We start from the raw sequence: 14,808 nt of genomic DNA on the forward strand, positions 1-14,808 counted from the left end.
TGCACCTGCGGTTCGTACCGCACCCCATTCCGAGAGGCGATCGTATGAGCGAGCTCAGCAAGCGTGACGACGCCTCCCGCTACGGTGACGGACTCCTGTTCACCGACGGCATGCCCGACCTCGATGAGAATTCCGGGTACCGGGGCGCCGTTGCTGCCAGAGCCGCCGGCATCACCTACCGCCAGCTGGACTACTGGGCCCGTACCGAACTCGTCGAACCGACGGTGCGCGGCGCGACCGGCTCCGGCACCCAGCGGCTCTACGGCTTCCGCGACATCCTCGTGCTCAAGCTCGTCAAACGCCTTCTCGACACCGGCATCTCCCTCCAGCAGATCCGTACGGCCGTCAACCAGCTGCGCGAGTCCGGGGTCAGCGACCTCGCCCAGACCACGCTGATGAGCGACGGCGCGAGCGTCTATCTCTGCACCTCCAACGACGAAGTCATCGATCTTGTCAGCCGTGGCCAGGGCGTCTTCGGAATCGCCGTCGGCAAGGTCCTGCGCGAGGTGGAGACGACCCTCGTCGAGCTCGACTCGCAGCCCTCCGATCCCTCGGACGAGCTGGCCGTGCGTCGGCTGTCCCGCAAGGTCTCCTAGCTCCCGAGCCGGAGCATCCGCTCGTTCGCGTTGAGGCGCGGAAGAAGCGCCTTCGTGTTGCCTGGGACGGTGTTTCGTCCGCCCTCGAGCGTCGGACAACGCCCCGGACTGGGGGAGCCGAGAGGGCCTGAGGAGGCTAGCGCTGCTCCGCGTACTCGCCGATGCGCGCGGTGCGGAGGATGCGTTCGAGCAGCTGGTCGAAGTAGCGGGCCATTTCCTGCGCGCTGTCGCCCGGCCAGGTGTGCAGCGGCTTCGCGGCGCCCTGCGCCTGCTGCAGCGACGTGCGCTCCGGCAGCTGGGGGCTCAGCACGAGCGGGCCGAACATGTCCCGCAGTTCCTTGATCCGGAACTGGTGCTCGAGGGAGGCGATCCTGGCCCGGTTCACGATGATGCCGAGCGGCTGCAGGCGCGGGCTGAGGCCGCGGCGGATCTCCTCGATCGCGCGCAGGGCGCGGTCGGCGGCGGCGACGGAGAACAGACCGGGCTCGGTGACGACGGCGACGCGGTCGCTCGCCGCCCACGCGGTCCTGGTCAGGGCGTTGAGGGAGGGAGCGCAGTCGATGAGGACCAGGTCGTAGTCCTTCTCGACCGTGGAGAGGGCCTCTTCGAGCTTCCAGATGTCCCGGATGCTCGGGTGCGGCCCGTCGAAGTTGATGGCGGACGGGCTGCCGATCATGACGTCGATCGTGCCCTGCTGGCCGCGGGTCCAACCGCTCGGAACGATGGCGGCGCGGACTATCTTCTCCTTGGGGGAGGCGAGGACGTCGGCGATGTTCAGGTGGCCGGCGACCTCGATGTCCATGCCGGTCGACACGTCCGATTGCGGGTCGATATCGACGACCAGGGTCCGTACGCCGCGGGCGAAGGCAGCAGAAGCCAGACCCAGGGTCACTGTGGTCTTGCCTACTCCTCCCTTGAGGGAGCTAACGCTTAGTACGTGCACAAGTAGATACGTTACCTTCACTAGTCTTAGAGAACCTAACCGCCAGCTGTGTGCCCGTCGCCTCCTGAAAGGTCTGCATGTTCACGAAAATTCTTGTTGCCAACCGCGGAGAAATCGCGATTCGCGCGTTTCGTGCAGCGTATGAGCTCGGCGCGAAGACCGTCGCCGTCTATCCGTTCGAAGACCGGAATTCCCTGCACCGCCTGAAGGCAGACGAGGCGTACCAGATCGGCGAACCCGGGCACCCGGTCCGCGCCTACCTGACCGTGAGCGAGATCATCCGGGTCGCCGTCGAGAGCGGCGCCGACGCCATTTACCCCGGCTACGGCTTCCTTTCCGAGAACCCGGAGCTCGCACTCGCCGCCCGTGAGGCCGGTATCACCTTCATCGGCCCCGGCGAGCACGTGCTCGAAATGGCCGGCAACAAGGTCACCGCCAAGGAACACGCGATCGCCGCCGGCGTCCCCGTGCTCAAGTCGAGCGCCCCCTCGAAGGACCTCGACGAACTCATGGCCGCCGCTGCGGACATCGGCTTCCCGATCTTCGCGAAGGCCGTCGCCGGCGGAGGCGGGCGCGGCATGCGCCGCGTCGCAAGCATGGACGACCTGCGCGGCTCCCTCGAGGAGGCCATGCGCGAGGCCAACAGTGCCTTCGGCGACTCGACCATGTTCCTCGAGCAGGCCGTGCTCCGTCCCCGGCACATCGAGGTCCAGATCCTCGCCGACTCGACCGGCGAGACCGTGCACCTCTTCGAGCGGGACTGCTCCGTGCAGCGCCGCCACCAGAAGGTCATCGAGATCGCGCCAGCGCCGAACCTCAGCGACAAGATCCGGACCCGTCTTTACGCGGATGCCGTCGCATTCGCCCGCTCCATCGGTTACGTCAACGCGGGCACCGTCGAGTTCCTGCTCGACACCGTCGGGGAGCGCGCGGGCCAGCACGTCTTCATCGAGATGAACCCGCGGATCCAGGTCGAGCACACCGTGACGGAAGAGGTCACAGACGTCGACCTCGTCGTCGCCCAGATCCGTATTGCCGCGGGGGAGACCCTCGCGGAACTCGGACTGCTCCAGGACCAGATCCACCTGCGCGGCGCGGCGCTCCAGTGCCGCATCACCACGGAAGACCCGACCATGGGATTCCGGCCGGACACCGGGAAGATCACGACCTATCGCTCACCCGGTGGGGCAGGCATCCGCCTCGACGGCGGAACGATCAACCCCGGCGCGCAGATCAGCCCGCACTTCGACTCGATGCTCGCGAAGCTCACCTGCCGCGGTCGCGACTTCACCGCGGCCGTCACGCGCTCGAAGCGGGCACTGGCCGAGTTCCGCATCCGCGGCGTCTCCACGAACGTCGCCTTCCTCCAGGCCGTGCTGGAAGACCCGGGCTTCGCTGCCGGCGACCTCAGCACCTCCTTCATCGACGAGCGCCCGGAACTGCTCCGCGCCCGCGTCTCCAAGGACCGCGGAACGAAGATCCTGAACTGGCTCGCCGACGTCACCGTCAACAAGCCCAATGGGGTCCCGATCACGCTGCTGAACCCGGCGGAGAAGCTTCCGAAGCTCGACCTCGCGATCCCGGCCCCCGCCGGCTCCCGCCAGCGGCTGCAGCTGCTCGGCCCGGCCGGTTTCGCCGCGGAACTCCGCGCCCAGACCGCACTCGCCGTGACGGACACCACGTTCCGCGACGCCCACCAGTCGCTCCTGGCGACCCGGGTGCGCACGCGGGACCTCGTCGCCGTCGCGCCGTACGTCGCCCGGATGACGCCGGAGCTCCTCTCGATCGAGGCCTGGGGCGGCGCGACCTACGACGTCGCGCTGCGCTTCCTCGGCGAGGACCCGTGGGAGCGGCTCGCGGCCCTGCGTGCCGCGCTCCCCAACATCAACGTGCAGATGCTGCTTCGCGGCCGGAACACGGTCGGCTACACGCCGTACCCGACCGAGGTCACCGACGCCTTCGTGCGTGAGGCGTCCGACACGGGCGTCGACATCTTCCGGATCTTCGACGCCCTCAACGACGTCACCCAGATGCGCCCGGCGATCGACGCCGTCCTCGGCACCGGCACGAGCATCGCCGAGGTGGCACTCTGCTACACCGGCGACCTGCTCGACCCCGCGGAAGACCTCTACACGCTCGACTACTACCTGCGCCTCGCGGAGCAGATCGTCGACAGCGGCGCGCACATCATCGCGATCAAGGACATGGCGGGGCTGCTCCGCCCCGCCGCCGCCGAGAAGCTCGTCGGCGCGCTCCGCGAACGTTTCCCCCTCCCCGTGCACGTCCACACCCACGACACTCCCGGCGGCCAGCTCGCGACCCTGCTCGCCGCCGCGCGCGCCGGAGCCGACGCCGTCGACGTCGCGAGCGCACCGATGGCCGGCACCACGAGCCAGCCGTCGGCGTCCTCGCTCGTCGCGGCGCTGGCCCACACCGAGCGCGACACCGGCATCTCGCTCAAGGCCGTCTGCGACCTCGAACCGTACTGGGAAGACGTGCGCCGCGTCTACCACCCCTTCGAATCGGGACTCCGCGCCCCGACCGGCCGGGTCTACAGCCACGAGATCCCCGGAGGCCAGCTCTCCAACCTCCGCACCCAGGCCGTCGCCCTCGGCCTCGCCGACGACTTCGAGCTCATCGAGGACATGTACGCCGCCGCGAACCAGATCCTGGGCCGCGTTCCCAAGGTCACACCCTCGTCCAAGGTCGTCGGCGACCTCGCCCTCTACCTCGCCGCCGTCCGGGCCGACCCGGCCGACTTCGCGGCGAACCCCGGAAACTACGACGTGCCGGACTCCGTGATCGGCTTCATGGCCGGCGAACTGGGCGACCTGCCCGGCGGCTGGCCGGAGCCCTTCCGCAGCAAGGTGCTCGCCGGGCGCAGCATCCACATCGGCGTCACCGAGCTGACCGCGCCGGAACGCGAAGCGCTCGACGGTGACAGCCTGACCCGGCGCTCGATGCTCAACCAGTTGCTCTTCCCCGGCCCGACCCGCCAGTTCGAGCAGATTCGCGAGCTGTTCGGCGACCTCTCCGTCGTTGACACCGTCGACTACCTCAACGGGCTGCAGCAGGGCATCGAACACTCGGTCGAGATCGACAAGGGCGTTCGCCTCTACGTCGGCCTCGAGGCCATCGGCGAGGCAGACGACAAGGGCATGCGCACCGTCATGACCACGCTCAACGGCCAGCTGCGCCCCGTGTTCGTACGCGACCGCGGCATCACCGTGAGCACGAAGGCCGCAGAGAAAGCGGATGCGAACCGGCCGGGCCAGGTGGCGGCTCCCTTCTCCGGGGTGGTCACTCTGCAGGTCGAGGAGGGCGCGACCGTCGAGGCCGGCCAGACCGTCGCATCCATCGAGGCGATGAAGATGGAGGCGGCCATCACCTCTCCGATCGCCGGTGTCGTCGAGCGCGTGGCGATCCCCAAGACGCAGCAGGTGGACGCGGGCGACCTGCTCGTGGTTGTGCGCCCGCGCTAGGCTGAAGGTCGATCGGTCGGCACCCACAGTGGCGCCGCCCGGTCGGGGGCCCAGGCCGGGCCGATTTTTTCACGACGAAGGGACGGACTGTGGTGCCGGAAAAGCGCACGGACACCGGGATCTCTTCGACGGGCGGCGGAGACGCGCAGCCCGGTGACGAGTACAACAGCGAGCTGCCGCCGCACACGATCGACAACCTGGCCGCCGCGCTCCCCGCGGGGCTCGCTGCGGCACCCCTCGCGACGACGGCGATCGGGAGCGGCAGCCCCGCAGGCGGGAGCGACGCCGCCCGCCCCGCGACCCACACCGTCGAGATCAACACCGGGCCGGGCATCCGCGTGGCGGCGGGAGACCGTGCCACCCGGAACGACCGCGCCGACAGGGGCGAGCGCCTCGGCGCCGCCGCGGCCGGGGCCGTGCAGTCGCTCTCCGGCCCCGCCCAGGCCGCTCCGGCGGATGCCGCGGCGCAGTCCCGCAGGGAACGCCTGCGCCCGGATGGCGCCGTCCTCCCCGAATCGGCGTCCATGCTCACGTCCGAACGCCTGCTCGCGGTCAATCGCCGCACCCAGCCGCCGCCCCACGGCGGCTGGAACGCCTTCGTCTACGCCGTGACCCTGCACCTCGTCAACCTCGGCGACTCGGCGAAGATCCGCGCGCACAAGGACATGGACGCCCTGATCCGCAAGGAGTTCGACGGCGGCACCCGGTTCGTGCCGATCCTCACCCGCAAGGGCGGGGTCGGCAAGACCACGGTCACCGCCCTGCTCGGGATGGCCCTCGCCGACGCGCGCGAAGACCGCATCATCGCCGTCGACGCCAACCCCGACCGCGGCACCCTCTCCGAACGGGTCAGCAAGCAGACCAGGTCGACCGTGCGGGACGTCGTCACGAAGGCCGCGTCCATCGGCGGCTTCACCGACTTCTCCTCGCTCGTGTCCCGTGACGCGACCCGGCTCGACATCCTCGCCTCCGACACCGACCCGCTGCTGTCCGAAGCCTTCGACGAGGACGACTACAACGTCGTCGCCGACCTCGCGGCCCGGTACTACTCGATCATGCTCACCGATTGCGGCACCGGGATCGTGCACTCCGTGATGCGGGCGACGCTGCAGCGTGCAGACTCGATCGTGGTGGTCTCCGGCGGCAGCGTCGACGAAGCCCGCCTCGCGTCCGAGACCCTGACTTGGCTCGACGCCAACGGCTACGGCGACCTCGTCCGCAACTCGATCGTCGCGCTCAACACCGCCACCCAGGGCACCAACCTCGTGAAGCTCGAGGAGATCGAGTCGCACTTCCGGTCGAGGGTCCGCGAGATCGTGCGCATCCCCTACGACCCGCAGCTCGCGGCGGGGAGCGTCATCTCGTGGGCGGACCTCAAGCCGATCACCCGGCTCGCCGCGCGCACCCTCGCCGCTCTCGTGGTCGAGGGCCTTCCCGCGCACCGCGGCGCGTGACACACCATAGACCAACCGACTTGCCCGCACCAACTGACTTGGAGTTTTCCTGTGCCTGAGCGCCAGATCCGTCTCTTCGGAGATCCCGTGCTGAAGACCGTGTCCGCGCCGATCGAGACCATCGACGACCGGGTCACCCGGCTCGTCGTCGACCTTCTCGACAGCGTGCGCCTGCCGGGCCGCGCCGGGGTCGCCGCAGCCCAGATCGGCGTGAACCTGCGCGCGTTCAGCTACAACGTCGACGGCGTGATCGGGTACATCCTGAACCCCGTCGTCGTCGAGGTCTCCGGGGAACCCGCCCTCGTCGAGGAGGGCTGCCTGTCCGTCCCCGGCCTGTGGTACCCGACCAAGCGCTACCCGTTCGCCCGGGTCACCGGGATAGACCTCGCCGGTGAACCCGTCGAGCTCGCCGGAGACGGGCTGATGGCCCAGGCCCTGCAGCACGAGACCGACCACCTCGACGGTTTCCTCTACATCGACAAACTCGACAAGGAGAACCGCCGGGCGGCCATGAAGGAGATCCGCGAGTCCGACTGGTTCTGACCGACCGTCAGCGCACCACCGGGTTCTGCTCGGTGACGACGGGCACGCCCTGGTACATGCCCTCGATCGTCGCGGCGAAGTCCCGCAGGATCACGTCGCGCTTGATGCTGAGTTTGGGCGTGAGATAGCCGTTGTCCTCGGTGAGCTCGACGGTGAGGATCACGAATTTGCGGATGGACTCCGCCCGCGACACGTGCGAGTTGGCGTGGTCGATGGCGCGCTGCACCTCGGCGAGCACCGCCGGGTTGAGCGCCGCCTCGGCGATCGACATCGAGGCATCCTCGCCGTTGTTGTGCAGCCAGACCGCGAGCATGTCGGGGTCGAGCGTGACGAGCGCCGCGATGAACGGCTTGCGGTCGCCGACGACGATGACCTGGCCGACGAGGGGGTTGGAGCGGATCGGGTCCTCGAGCGCGGCCGGCGCGACGTTCTTGCCGCCCGCGGTCACGATGATCTCCTTCTTGCGGGCCGTGATCGTGACGAAACCGTCGGCGTCGAAGTCGCCGATGTCGCCGGTGCGGAACCAGCCGTCGTCGAAGGCGGCCTGGGTCGCCTCGGGGTTGTGCCAGTACTCCTTGAAGACGTTGACGCCCTTGACCTCGATCTCGCCGTCGTCCATGATGCGGATCGAAACACCGGGAAGGGGCGGGCCGACGGTGCCGACCTTGAACTGGTCGGTGCGGCCGACCGTGGCGGGTGCCGTGGTCTCGGTGAGGCCGTAGCCCTCGAGGATCTTGATGCCGAGGCTGTGGTAGAAGTGGCCGAGGAACTCGCCGAGCGGGGCGGAGCCGGAGACGGCGTAGCGCACCTTGCCGCCCATGGCCGTGCGGAGCTTGCTGTAGACGAGCCGGTCGAAGATCGCGAACCGGATCTTCATCGAGAGGCTCACCGGGGTTCCCTCTGCGAGGGCCTTCGAGTGCTTGACCGCGAGGTGCGCGGCGGCCTCGAAGATCTTGCCGCGACCGGCGGCCTCCGCCTTCTGCTCCGCTGAGTTGTAGACCTTCTCGAACACCCGCGGCACCGCGAGCAGGAACGTGGGCTTGAACGACGCGAGCGCGGGCAGCAGCTGCCGGGTGTCCGGCTGGTGCCCGACCCGCACGTTCCCGTGCACGCACAGCACCGCGATGAACCGGGCGAAGACGTGCGCGGTCGTGATGAACAGCAGGGTGGATGCGCCGTCCTCGTGGTTGAGGACGCCCGAGAGGGCGATCCCCGCGTTTCGCGAGGTCTCGACGAAGTTCGAGTGCGTGAGCACGCAACCCTTGGGCCGGCCGGTGGTCCCCGCCGTGTAGATCAGGGTCGCGATGTCGGCGCCGGTCGCGAGGCGACGACGGCGCTCGATCTCGGCATCCGGAACGTCCACGCCTCCCGCGACGATCTTCGCGAGGTCGCCGAGGTCGATCTGCCAGACGGTTCCGATGTCCGGGAGGTCGGGGTGCACCTCGTCGAACTTGGCGAAGTGGTCCGCGGTCTCGAGGATCACGGCGGAGGCGCCGGAATCGCCGAGGATCCACTGCATCTGGGTCGGAGAGCTGGTCTCGTAGACCGGGACCAGGACGGCGCCGGCGAACCAGGTCGCGAAGTCGATGAGGGTCCACTCGTAGCGGGTCTTGCACATCAGGCCGATCTTGTCGCCGGGCTCGATGCCTGCTGCGACGAGCCCCTTGGCGAGGCTCACGACCTGACGGTGGAATTCGGAGGTCGTCACGGGGGCCCAACCGGCACCGCGGGGAACCGAGAACAGCACGGAATCCGGGGTGGCGGCGAGGCGATCCACGAGGAGATCGGTGATGTTCGCCCCTGGGTCGGCTGGGACGACTGCGGGCATATCGAACTGTTTCACGGCAACTCCTCTGGTACCGGGCGGATGTGCACACTCTAGCCGGGCGACATGCGGAGCAGTCGTTTCGACTCGCAGCGCCGCGGCTCAGTACACTCTAGAGGGACGCCTCAGCATAATTGTGTGCTGAGCTGGGCGGATGCCCGAGACTATGGACGAAAGAGGCCGGCTGTGCACGCCATTGGAATCGACATCGGCGGCACGAAGATTGCGGGAGCCCTCGTCGACGAGTTCGGCACCATCCTCCGTTCCGAGCGCACGCCCACAACCGCAGGGGACCCGCGGGCCATCGAAGACGCCGTCGTCGAGATGATCCAGAAGCTCGCCGTCGGGGAGGACGTCATCGCGGCAGGCGTCGCGGCGGCCGGCTTCATCGACTCCGCGCAGTCCACGGTCTACTACGCCCCCAACATCAACTGGCGCAACGAACCGCTCCGGGCGACCCTCGAAGAGCGGCTCAACCTCCCGATCCTGATCGAGAACGACGCGAACGCGGCCGGCTGGGCCGAATTCTGCTTCGGCGCCGGCCAGGTCTACAGCGACATGGTCACCCTCACGATCGGCACCGGCGTCGGCGGCGCCATCGTCTCCAACGATCGCCTGTTCCGCGGCGGCTTCGGCTGCGGCGCCGAGCTCGGCCACGTGCGCATCGTCCCGGACGGCCTCCCGTGCGGCTGCGGCGCCCAGGGCTGCATCGAGCAGTACGGCTCCGGCAGGGCCCTGCTCCGCATCGCCAACTCCCTGGCGGATGCCGGTGGCATCGGCCTCGGCCTCGCATCCGCCCGTGCCCGCAAGGGCAAGCTCAGCGGCAAGGACGTCGGCCGCCTGATCCAGGACGGCGACCCGGGGGCCCTCGCGGCCCTCCGCCAGCTCGGCGACGCGCTCGGCCAGGCCTGCGCCTCCCTCGCGGCCGTGCTCGACCCGCAGATCTTCGTCTTCGGCGGGGGAGTCGCCGACGCCGGCGAGCTGCTCCTCGAACCGATCCGTACCGCGTACCTCGAAAACCTTCCCGCGCGGGGCTACCACCCCGAGGCGGAATTCGCGATTGCCCAACTCGTCAACGATGCCGGAGTTGTCGGTGCCGCAGACCTCGCGCGGAAGCACGTCTTCCCGGTCTAGGCTGTGCCGACGCAAGAAAAGAGCGACCGATGTTCTACTGGATCATGAAAAACATTGTCGTCGGACCCCTCCTTCTGGGGCTCTTCCGGCCGTGGGTGGTCGGCCTCGAGAATATCCCCAAGACCGGGGGAGTCATCCTCGCGAGCAATCACCTGTCGTTCATCGACTCCGTGTTCCTGCCGCTCGTGGTGCCGCGCCGGGTGATCTTCCTCGCCAAGAGCGAATATTTCACCGGAACCGGGCTCAAGGGCTGGGCGACGAAGCAGTTCTTCAAGGCCACCGGCCAGCTTCCGATCGACCGCTCCGGCGGCAAGGCCTCGGAGGACTCGCTCAACACGGGCCTGCGGGTCCTCTCCGGCGGCGGGGTGCTCGGCATCTACCCCGAGGGCACCCGCAGCCCGGACGCGAAGATGTACCGCGGCCGCACCGGCGTCGCCCGGATGCTCCTCGAGGCCGGGGTGCCCGTCGTCCCCGTCGCGATGATCGACACCGAGAAGGCGATGCCGACCGGTACGAGGATCCCGAAGATCCGTCGGATCGGGATCGTCATCGGCAAGCCGCTCGATTTCAGCCGCTTCGAGGGGCTGGAGGGGGACCGGTTCGTGCTCCGCAGCGTGACCGACGAGCTGATGTACGAGCTCCAGGCGCTCAGCAAGCAGGAGTACGTCGACGTGTACGCCACGAGCGTCAAGGAAAAGCGCGCCAGTCTTTCGCGATAAGATCGCGTATCCCACCCCGGCTCGAACCAGCCCAGTCCCCTGGTGCGCACTCCGCGCGCCAACAAAGAGAAAACAGAGATAGTCCTGTGGTCGACACTACCGAACCCGTCATTGTGGCCGATGAAGCTGTGATCGCCGGTCTGGACTATTGGCGCACGCTTCCCATCAAGCAGCAGCCGACCTGGCCGGACTCCGAAGCCGTCGCTGCGGCATCCGCAGAACTGTCGACGCAGCCGCCCCTCGTCTTCGCCGGCGAGGTCGACATCCTGCGCGACCGGCTCGCGCAGGCCGCTGCCGGCCACGCCTTCCTGCTCCAGGGCGGCGACTGTGCGGAGACCTTCAGCGGCGCGACCGCGGAGCAGATCCGCAACCGGGTCAAGACCGTGCTGCAGATGGCCGTCGTGCTCACCTACGGCGCCTCGATGCCCGTGATCAAGATGGGCCGGATGGCCGGCCAGTTCGCCAAGCCGCGCTCGAGCGACTTCGAGACTCGCGGCGACGTCACCCTGCCCGCCTACCGCGGCGACATCGTCAACGGCTACGACTTCACCCCGGAGTCCCGCGAGGCCGACCCGGCCCGGCTGGTCAAGGGGTACCACACGGCCGCGTCGACGCTCAACCTGATCCGCGCGTTCACCCAGGGCGGTTTCGCCGACCTGCGCCAGGTGCACAGCTGGAACCAGGGCTTCGCCGCGAACCCGGCCAACCAGCGCTACGAGAAGGTGGCCAAGGAGATCGACCGGGCCATCAAGTTCATGATCGCGTGCGGTGCGGACTTCGAGGCGATGCGTCGCACCGAGTTCTACACGAGCCACGAGGGCCTGCTGATGGACTACGAGCGCCCGATGACCCGGATCGACTCCCGCACCGGCACCCCGTACAACACCTCGGCGCACTTCATCTGGATCGGCGAGCGCACCCGTGACCTCGACGGCGCCCACGTGGACTTCCTCTCCCGGGTACGCAACCCGATCGGCGTCAAGCTCGGCCCGAGCACCTCGGCGGACGACATGCTGCGTCTCGTCGACAAGCTCGACCCGAACCGCGAACCCGGCCGCCTCACCTTCATCACCCGGATGGGAGCAGGCAAGGTGCGCGACGCGCTCCCGCCGCTCCTCGAGGCGATCAAGGCGAGCGAGGCCGTTCCGCTCTGGATCACGGACCCGATGCACGGCAATGGCGTCACCACGCCGACCGGGTACAAGACGCGTCGTTTCGACGACGTCGTCGACGAGGTGCGCGGCTTCTTCGAGGCCCACCGCGCCGTCGGAACCCACCCGGGCGGCGTGCACGTCGAGCTCACCGGCGACGACGTCACCGAGTGCCTCGGCGGCTCGGAGCACATCGACGAAGCCGACCTCGCCACCCGCTACGAGTCGCTCTGCGACCCGCGGCTCAACCACATGCAGTCCCTCGAGCTCGCCTTCCTCGTCGCCGAGGAGCTCGCCGCCCGCTGACCCGCAGCGGTCTCCCCGAGTGCCGCCGTTCCCGCCGAAAGTACCCGGCAGAACGGCGGCACTCGGCGTATCCGGCGATTCTCCCGAGGCGAGCGGATGCGGGGTGCGCGAAACACACCGACGCTCGCCCGCGCCTGCGCTGGCCGTGCGCCCGCGCTCGGCCAGCGCCGTCCGGCGTGCGCGGCTGGTCGCCGAGTGTCGCCGTTGTTGCCGATTGTCGGTGTACCGCCGGCGACACTCGTCACACGGGCGGATGCTGCGGGCTAGGCACCCGGACGCTCGTGTGCGCCTGAGGTCGGTCTGGGCCGTGGGGCGTGCGCGGCCACTCGTTCAGTGTCGCTGTTGTCGCCGAGAGTACCCGGCAGAGCGGCGACACTCGGAGTATCCGGCGACTCTCGCCGCGCGAGCGGATGCTGCGGGCATGCCACACGGACGCTCGCGCGCACCTGTGCTGGCCGCGCGCCCGCGCTCGGCCTGGGCCGTCGGGCGTGCACGGCTACTCGCCGGGTGTCGCCGTTCACGCCGAAACTACCAGGCGGAGCTGCGACACCCGGCGTGAGCGGCGACACTCGCCCCGTGAGCGGGTGCTGCCGGTTGCGTCACACCCGGGCGCGCCAGTTTCGCCGCTCCGCGCCAGGCATGCCTGGCGCGGAGCGGCGGTTCTGGCGCGCAGCGCCGAGTGGCGGCGGCGGCGGGGGACCCTAGCCGAACGGGTTCGTCGGCTTGAGGGCGATCGTGCTGCCCTTGGGAGCCGCCGCTCCCGCTGCAGGGTCCGTGGAGAGGATGTTGAGCAGCGGCGCGATAGCATCGGCACCGAGGTTGTAGCTGAGCTTGAAACCGAGATCGGTGAGGATCTTCTTGCCCTCGTTCCACGGCTTGCCCACGACGTTGGGGATCGGAATCGGCGCGGGACCCTTCGACGTCGTGAGCACGTAGGTGTCGCCCGCGCGGACCGGGCCATCCTTCTGGGGGGCGGCGCTGACAACATTGCCCTCGTCGATCGTGTCGCTGTAGACGGAGTCGCCGGTCGTGGCGACGAGCCCCTTGTCTTTCAGGAGCGAGGTCGCGGTGTTGACCGACTTGCCCGAGACATCCGGAACCGGACCGAGCGAGGCGACGAGGTTGACCTTCATACCCTCGAAGTACGGGCCGCCTTGGGAGACCTCCGAGCCGTCGCTCTCCCGGAACGCCGAGATCACGATGCCGGAGGCGACGTCGCCGGAGAAGACCTGGTCGACCGTGCCGACCAGGGCATTGAGCCCGGTGATCGTGGAACTCGCGGCATCCGTGCTGAGGCCGGCGAGCGGGGGAACCGTGATCGGCTGCGGCCCTTGCGAGACGTAGAGCGTGACCGCGTTGCCCTTCTTGACGTGGCCGCCCTCTCCGGGGTCGGTACTCGCGACGAGTCCTGCCGCAACCGTGCCGCTGTATTGCTGGGCGAGAGCGGACTGGAGGCCGAGCTCGGCGAGCTGCGCGGCGGCCGCGTCCGGGGCGACCGAGATCAGGGCGGGCACCTCGACCTGCGACCCCGGCCCGCTGCCGAAGTACCAGCCGGTGCCGCCGGCGAGGCCGGCGAGCAGGAGTACCAGCGTGAACAGCCAGTACCCGCGGACCTTGCGGCGGCGTGTCTTTGTGCTGAGCAGCTCGGCGTCGGCCGGCGGCTTCACGACGGGTGCGGGGAGCAGTGCCGTCGCGCCGGCTACGGGCGCCGCGGTGCCGAAGATCATGGTGTCCGCGTCGGCGAGGGCCCCGGCCGCAGCGCTCGGCATCAGCAGGGTCTGCTGCACGCCGGTTTCACCTTCGAATGGGCGCATCTGCTTCTCGACGTCGAGAAGCTGGTCGAGCATGACCTTCGCGTCCCGCGGACGCTGTTCGGGGTCACGGGCGGTCGCCCAGCTGACGAGCTCGTCGAGCTCGTGCGGAACGTTCGTGACGCGCAGGCTCGGCATCGGCACCGTGTCATTGGCGTGCTGGTACGCGATCTGCATCGGCGCCTCGCCGACGTAGGGCTGTTCGCCGGTGAGCATCTCGTAGGTCATGATGCCGAGGGCGTATATGTCGCTGCGGGCATCGGCGATGCCGCGCGTGACGAGTTCGGGGGAGAGGTAGGCGATCGTGCCGAGCAGTGCCTGCCCGGTCGCGGTGTTGTTGTTGGCGGCACGGGCGAGCCCGAAGTCGCCGATCTTGATCCGTCCGTCGTCCGCGAGCAGAACGTTCTCCGGCTTGAGGTCGCGGTGCACGATGCCGGCCTTGTGGGCTGCGGCGAGGCCGGACAGCACCGCCTCGAGAATGTCGATGGTCTGTTCGCTCGTGAGGCGCCCGTAGTCCTTGAGCAGGTCGCGCAGGGTGATGCCGGGCAGGTACTCCATGACGAGGTACGCCATGTCGGCGTCCTGGCCCTGGTCGTAGACGTTGACGACGTTCGGGTGCGCCAGGCGTGCGGCCGAGCGGGCCTCCTGGACGAATCGCGCCTTGAAGGCGTTGTCGTCTGCGAGGTGACCGTGCATCACCTTGAGTGCCACCCGGCGTTCGAGGCGCAGGTCGGTAGCGAGGTAAACGGTCGCCATTCCGCCGCGCGCGATTCGCGAGCGCACCTGATATCGGCCGTCTATCAGACGGCCGATCATCGGATCGGCAGGACTATCGCTCACCAGT

At 68.9% G+C, this 14,808-nt stretch carries 10 protein-coding genes; 7 read left to right on the plus strand and 3 right to left on the minus strand.

What is annotated here, in order from left to right; genetic code table 11:
* The first annotated feature begins 44 nt into the window (after positions 1-44).
* Positions 45-596 (plus strand): MerR family transcriptional regulator, encoded by a 552-nt coding sequence (locus tag E3O44_RS05385; RefSeq protein WP_134533305.1) that lies wholly within the window; start codon positions 45-47, stop codon positions 594-596.
* Between the two features lie 136 nt (positions 597-732).
* Here E3O44_RS05385 and E3O44_RS05390 read toward each other — a convergent pair whose 3' ends face one another.
* Positions 733-1,539, minus strand: coding sequence for a ParA family protein (locus tag E3O44_RS05390; protein WP_134533306.1), 807 nt, complete (start codon positions 1,537-1,539; stop codon positions 733-735).
* A 77-nt stretch (positions 1,540-1,616) separates the two neighbouring features.
* Here E3O44_RS05390 and E3O44_RS05395 point away from each other — a divergent pair, with 77 nt between their 5' ends.
* From E3O44_RS05395 to def, 3 genes are all read left to right on the plus strand, one after another.
* Positions 1,617-5,021: a pyruvate carboxylase gene (locus E3O44_RS05395; RefSeq protein ID WP_134533308.1), complete on the plus strand. Its 3,405-nt coding sequence runs from the start codon at positions 1,617-1,619 to the stop codon at positions 5,019-5,021.
* 89 nt (positions 5,022-5,110) lie between these two features.
* Positions 5,111-6,475 carry a MinD/ParA family ATP-binding protein gene (locus tag E3O44_RS05400; RefSeq protein WP_241976084.1) on the plus strand — a complete coding sequence of 455 codons (1,365 nt, stop codon included), beginning with the start codon at positions 5,111-5,113 and terminating at the stop codon, positions 6,473-6,475.
* Positions 6,476-6,526: 51 nt separating this feature from the next.
* On the plus strand, positions 6,527-7,018 hold the full coding sequence (gene def, locus E3O44_RS05405) for a peptide deformylase (protein ID WP_134533310.1): 492 nt from the start codon (positions 6,527-6,529) through the stop codon (positions 7,016-7,018).
* A gap of 7 nt (positions 7,019-7,025) precedes the next feature.
* Here the strand turns inward: def and E3O44_RS05410 are convergent, their stop codons facing one another.
* Entirely contained in the window at positions 7,026-8,861 is a 1,836-nt protein-coding gene (locus E3O44_RS05410; protein ID WP_134533312.1) for an AMP-dependent synthetase/ligase, read from the minus strand.
* Positions 8,862-9,029: 168 nt separating this feature from the next.
* Between E3O44_RS05410 and E3O44_RS05415 the strand changes: the two genes are divergently transcribed.
* The 3 genes from E3O44_RS05415 to E3O44_RS05425 all read left to right on the plus strand — a co-directional run bounded on the left by E3O44_RS05415 (position 9,030) and on the right by E3O44_RS05425 (position 12,153).
* Positions 9,030-9,977 (plus strand): ROK family glucokinase, encoded by a 948-nt coding sequence (locus E3O44_RS05415; protein ID WP_134533314.1) that lies wholly within the window; start codon positions 9,030-9,032, stop codon positions 9,975-9,977.
* Between the two features lie 29 nt (positions 9,978-10,006).
* Positions 10,007-10,696, plus strand: coding sequence for a lysophospholipid acyltransferase family protein (locus E3O44_RS05420; protein WP_134446107.1), 690 nt, complete (start codon positions 10,007-10,009; stop codon positions 10,694-10,696).
* An 86-nt stretch (positions 10,697-10,782) separates the two neighbouring features.
* Positions 10,783-12,153 (plus strand): class II 3-deoxy-7-phosphoheptulonate synthase, encoded by a 1,371-nt coding sequence (locus tag E3O44_RS05425; protein ID WP_420897912.1) that lies wholly within the window; start codon positions 10,783-10,785, stop codon positions 12,151-12,153.
* Positions 12,154-12,854: 701 nt separating this feature from the next.
* Here E3O44_RS05425 and pknB read toward each other — a convergent pair.
* Positions 12,855-14,804 (minus strand): Stk1 family PASTA domain-containing Ser/Thr kinase, encoded by a 1,950-nt coding sequence (gene pknB / locus E3O44_RS05430; protein WP_134533316.1) that lies wholly within the window; start codon positions 14,802-14,804, stop codon positions 12,855-12,857.
* Between the last annotated feature and the right edge of the window lie 4 nt (positions 14,805-14,808).

Source organism: Cryobacterium algoricola (genome assembly GCF_004402485.1).
In the GTDB taxonomy this organism is placed as follows: domain Bacteria; phylum Actinomycetota; class Actinomycetes; order Actinomycetales; family Microbacteriaceae; genus Cryobacterium; species Cryobacterium algoricola.

Excerpts from the sequence above, each read along its gene's own strand:
- E3O44_RS05385 (WP_134533305.1), top strand. The coding sequence starts at position 45 with ATGAGCGAGCTCAGCAAGCGTGACGACGCCTCCCGCTACGGTGACGGA.
- E3O44_RS05420 (WP_134446107.1), top strand. The coding sequence starts at position 10,007 with ATGTTCTACTGGATCATGAAAAACATTGTCGTCGGACCCCTCCTTCTG.
- E3O44_RS05395 (WP_134533308.1), top strand. The coding sequence starts at position 1,617 with ATGTTCACGAAAATTCTTGTTGCCAACCGCGGAGAAATCGCGATTCGC.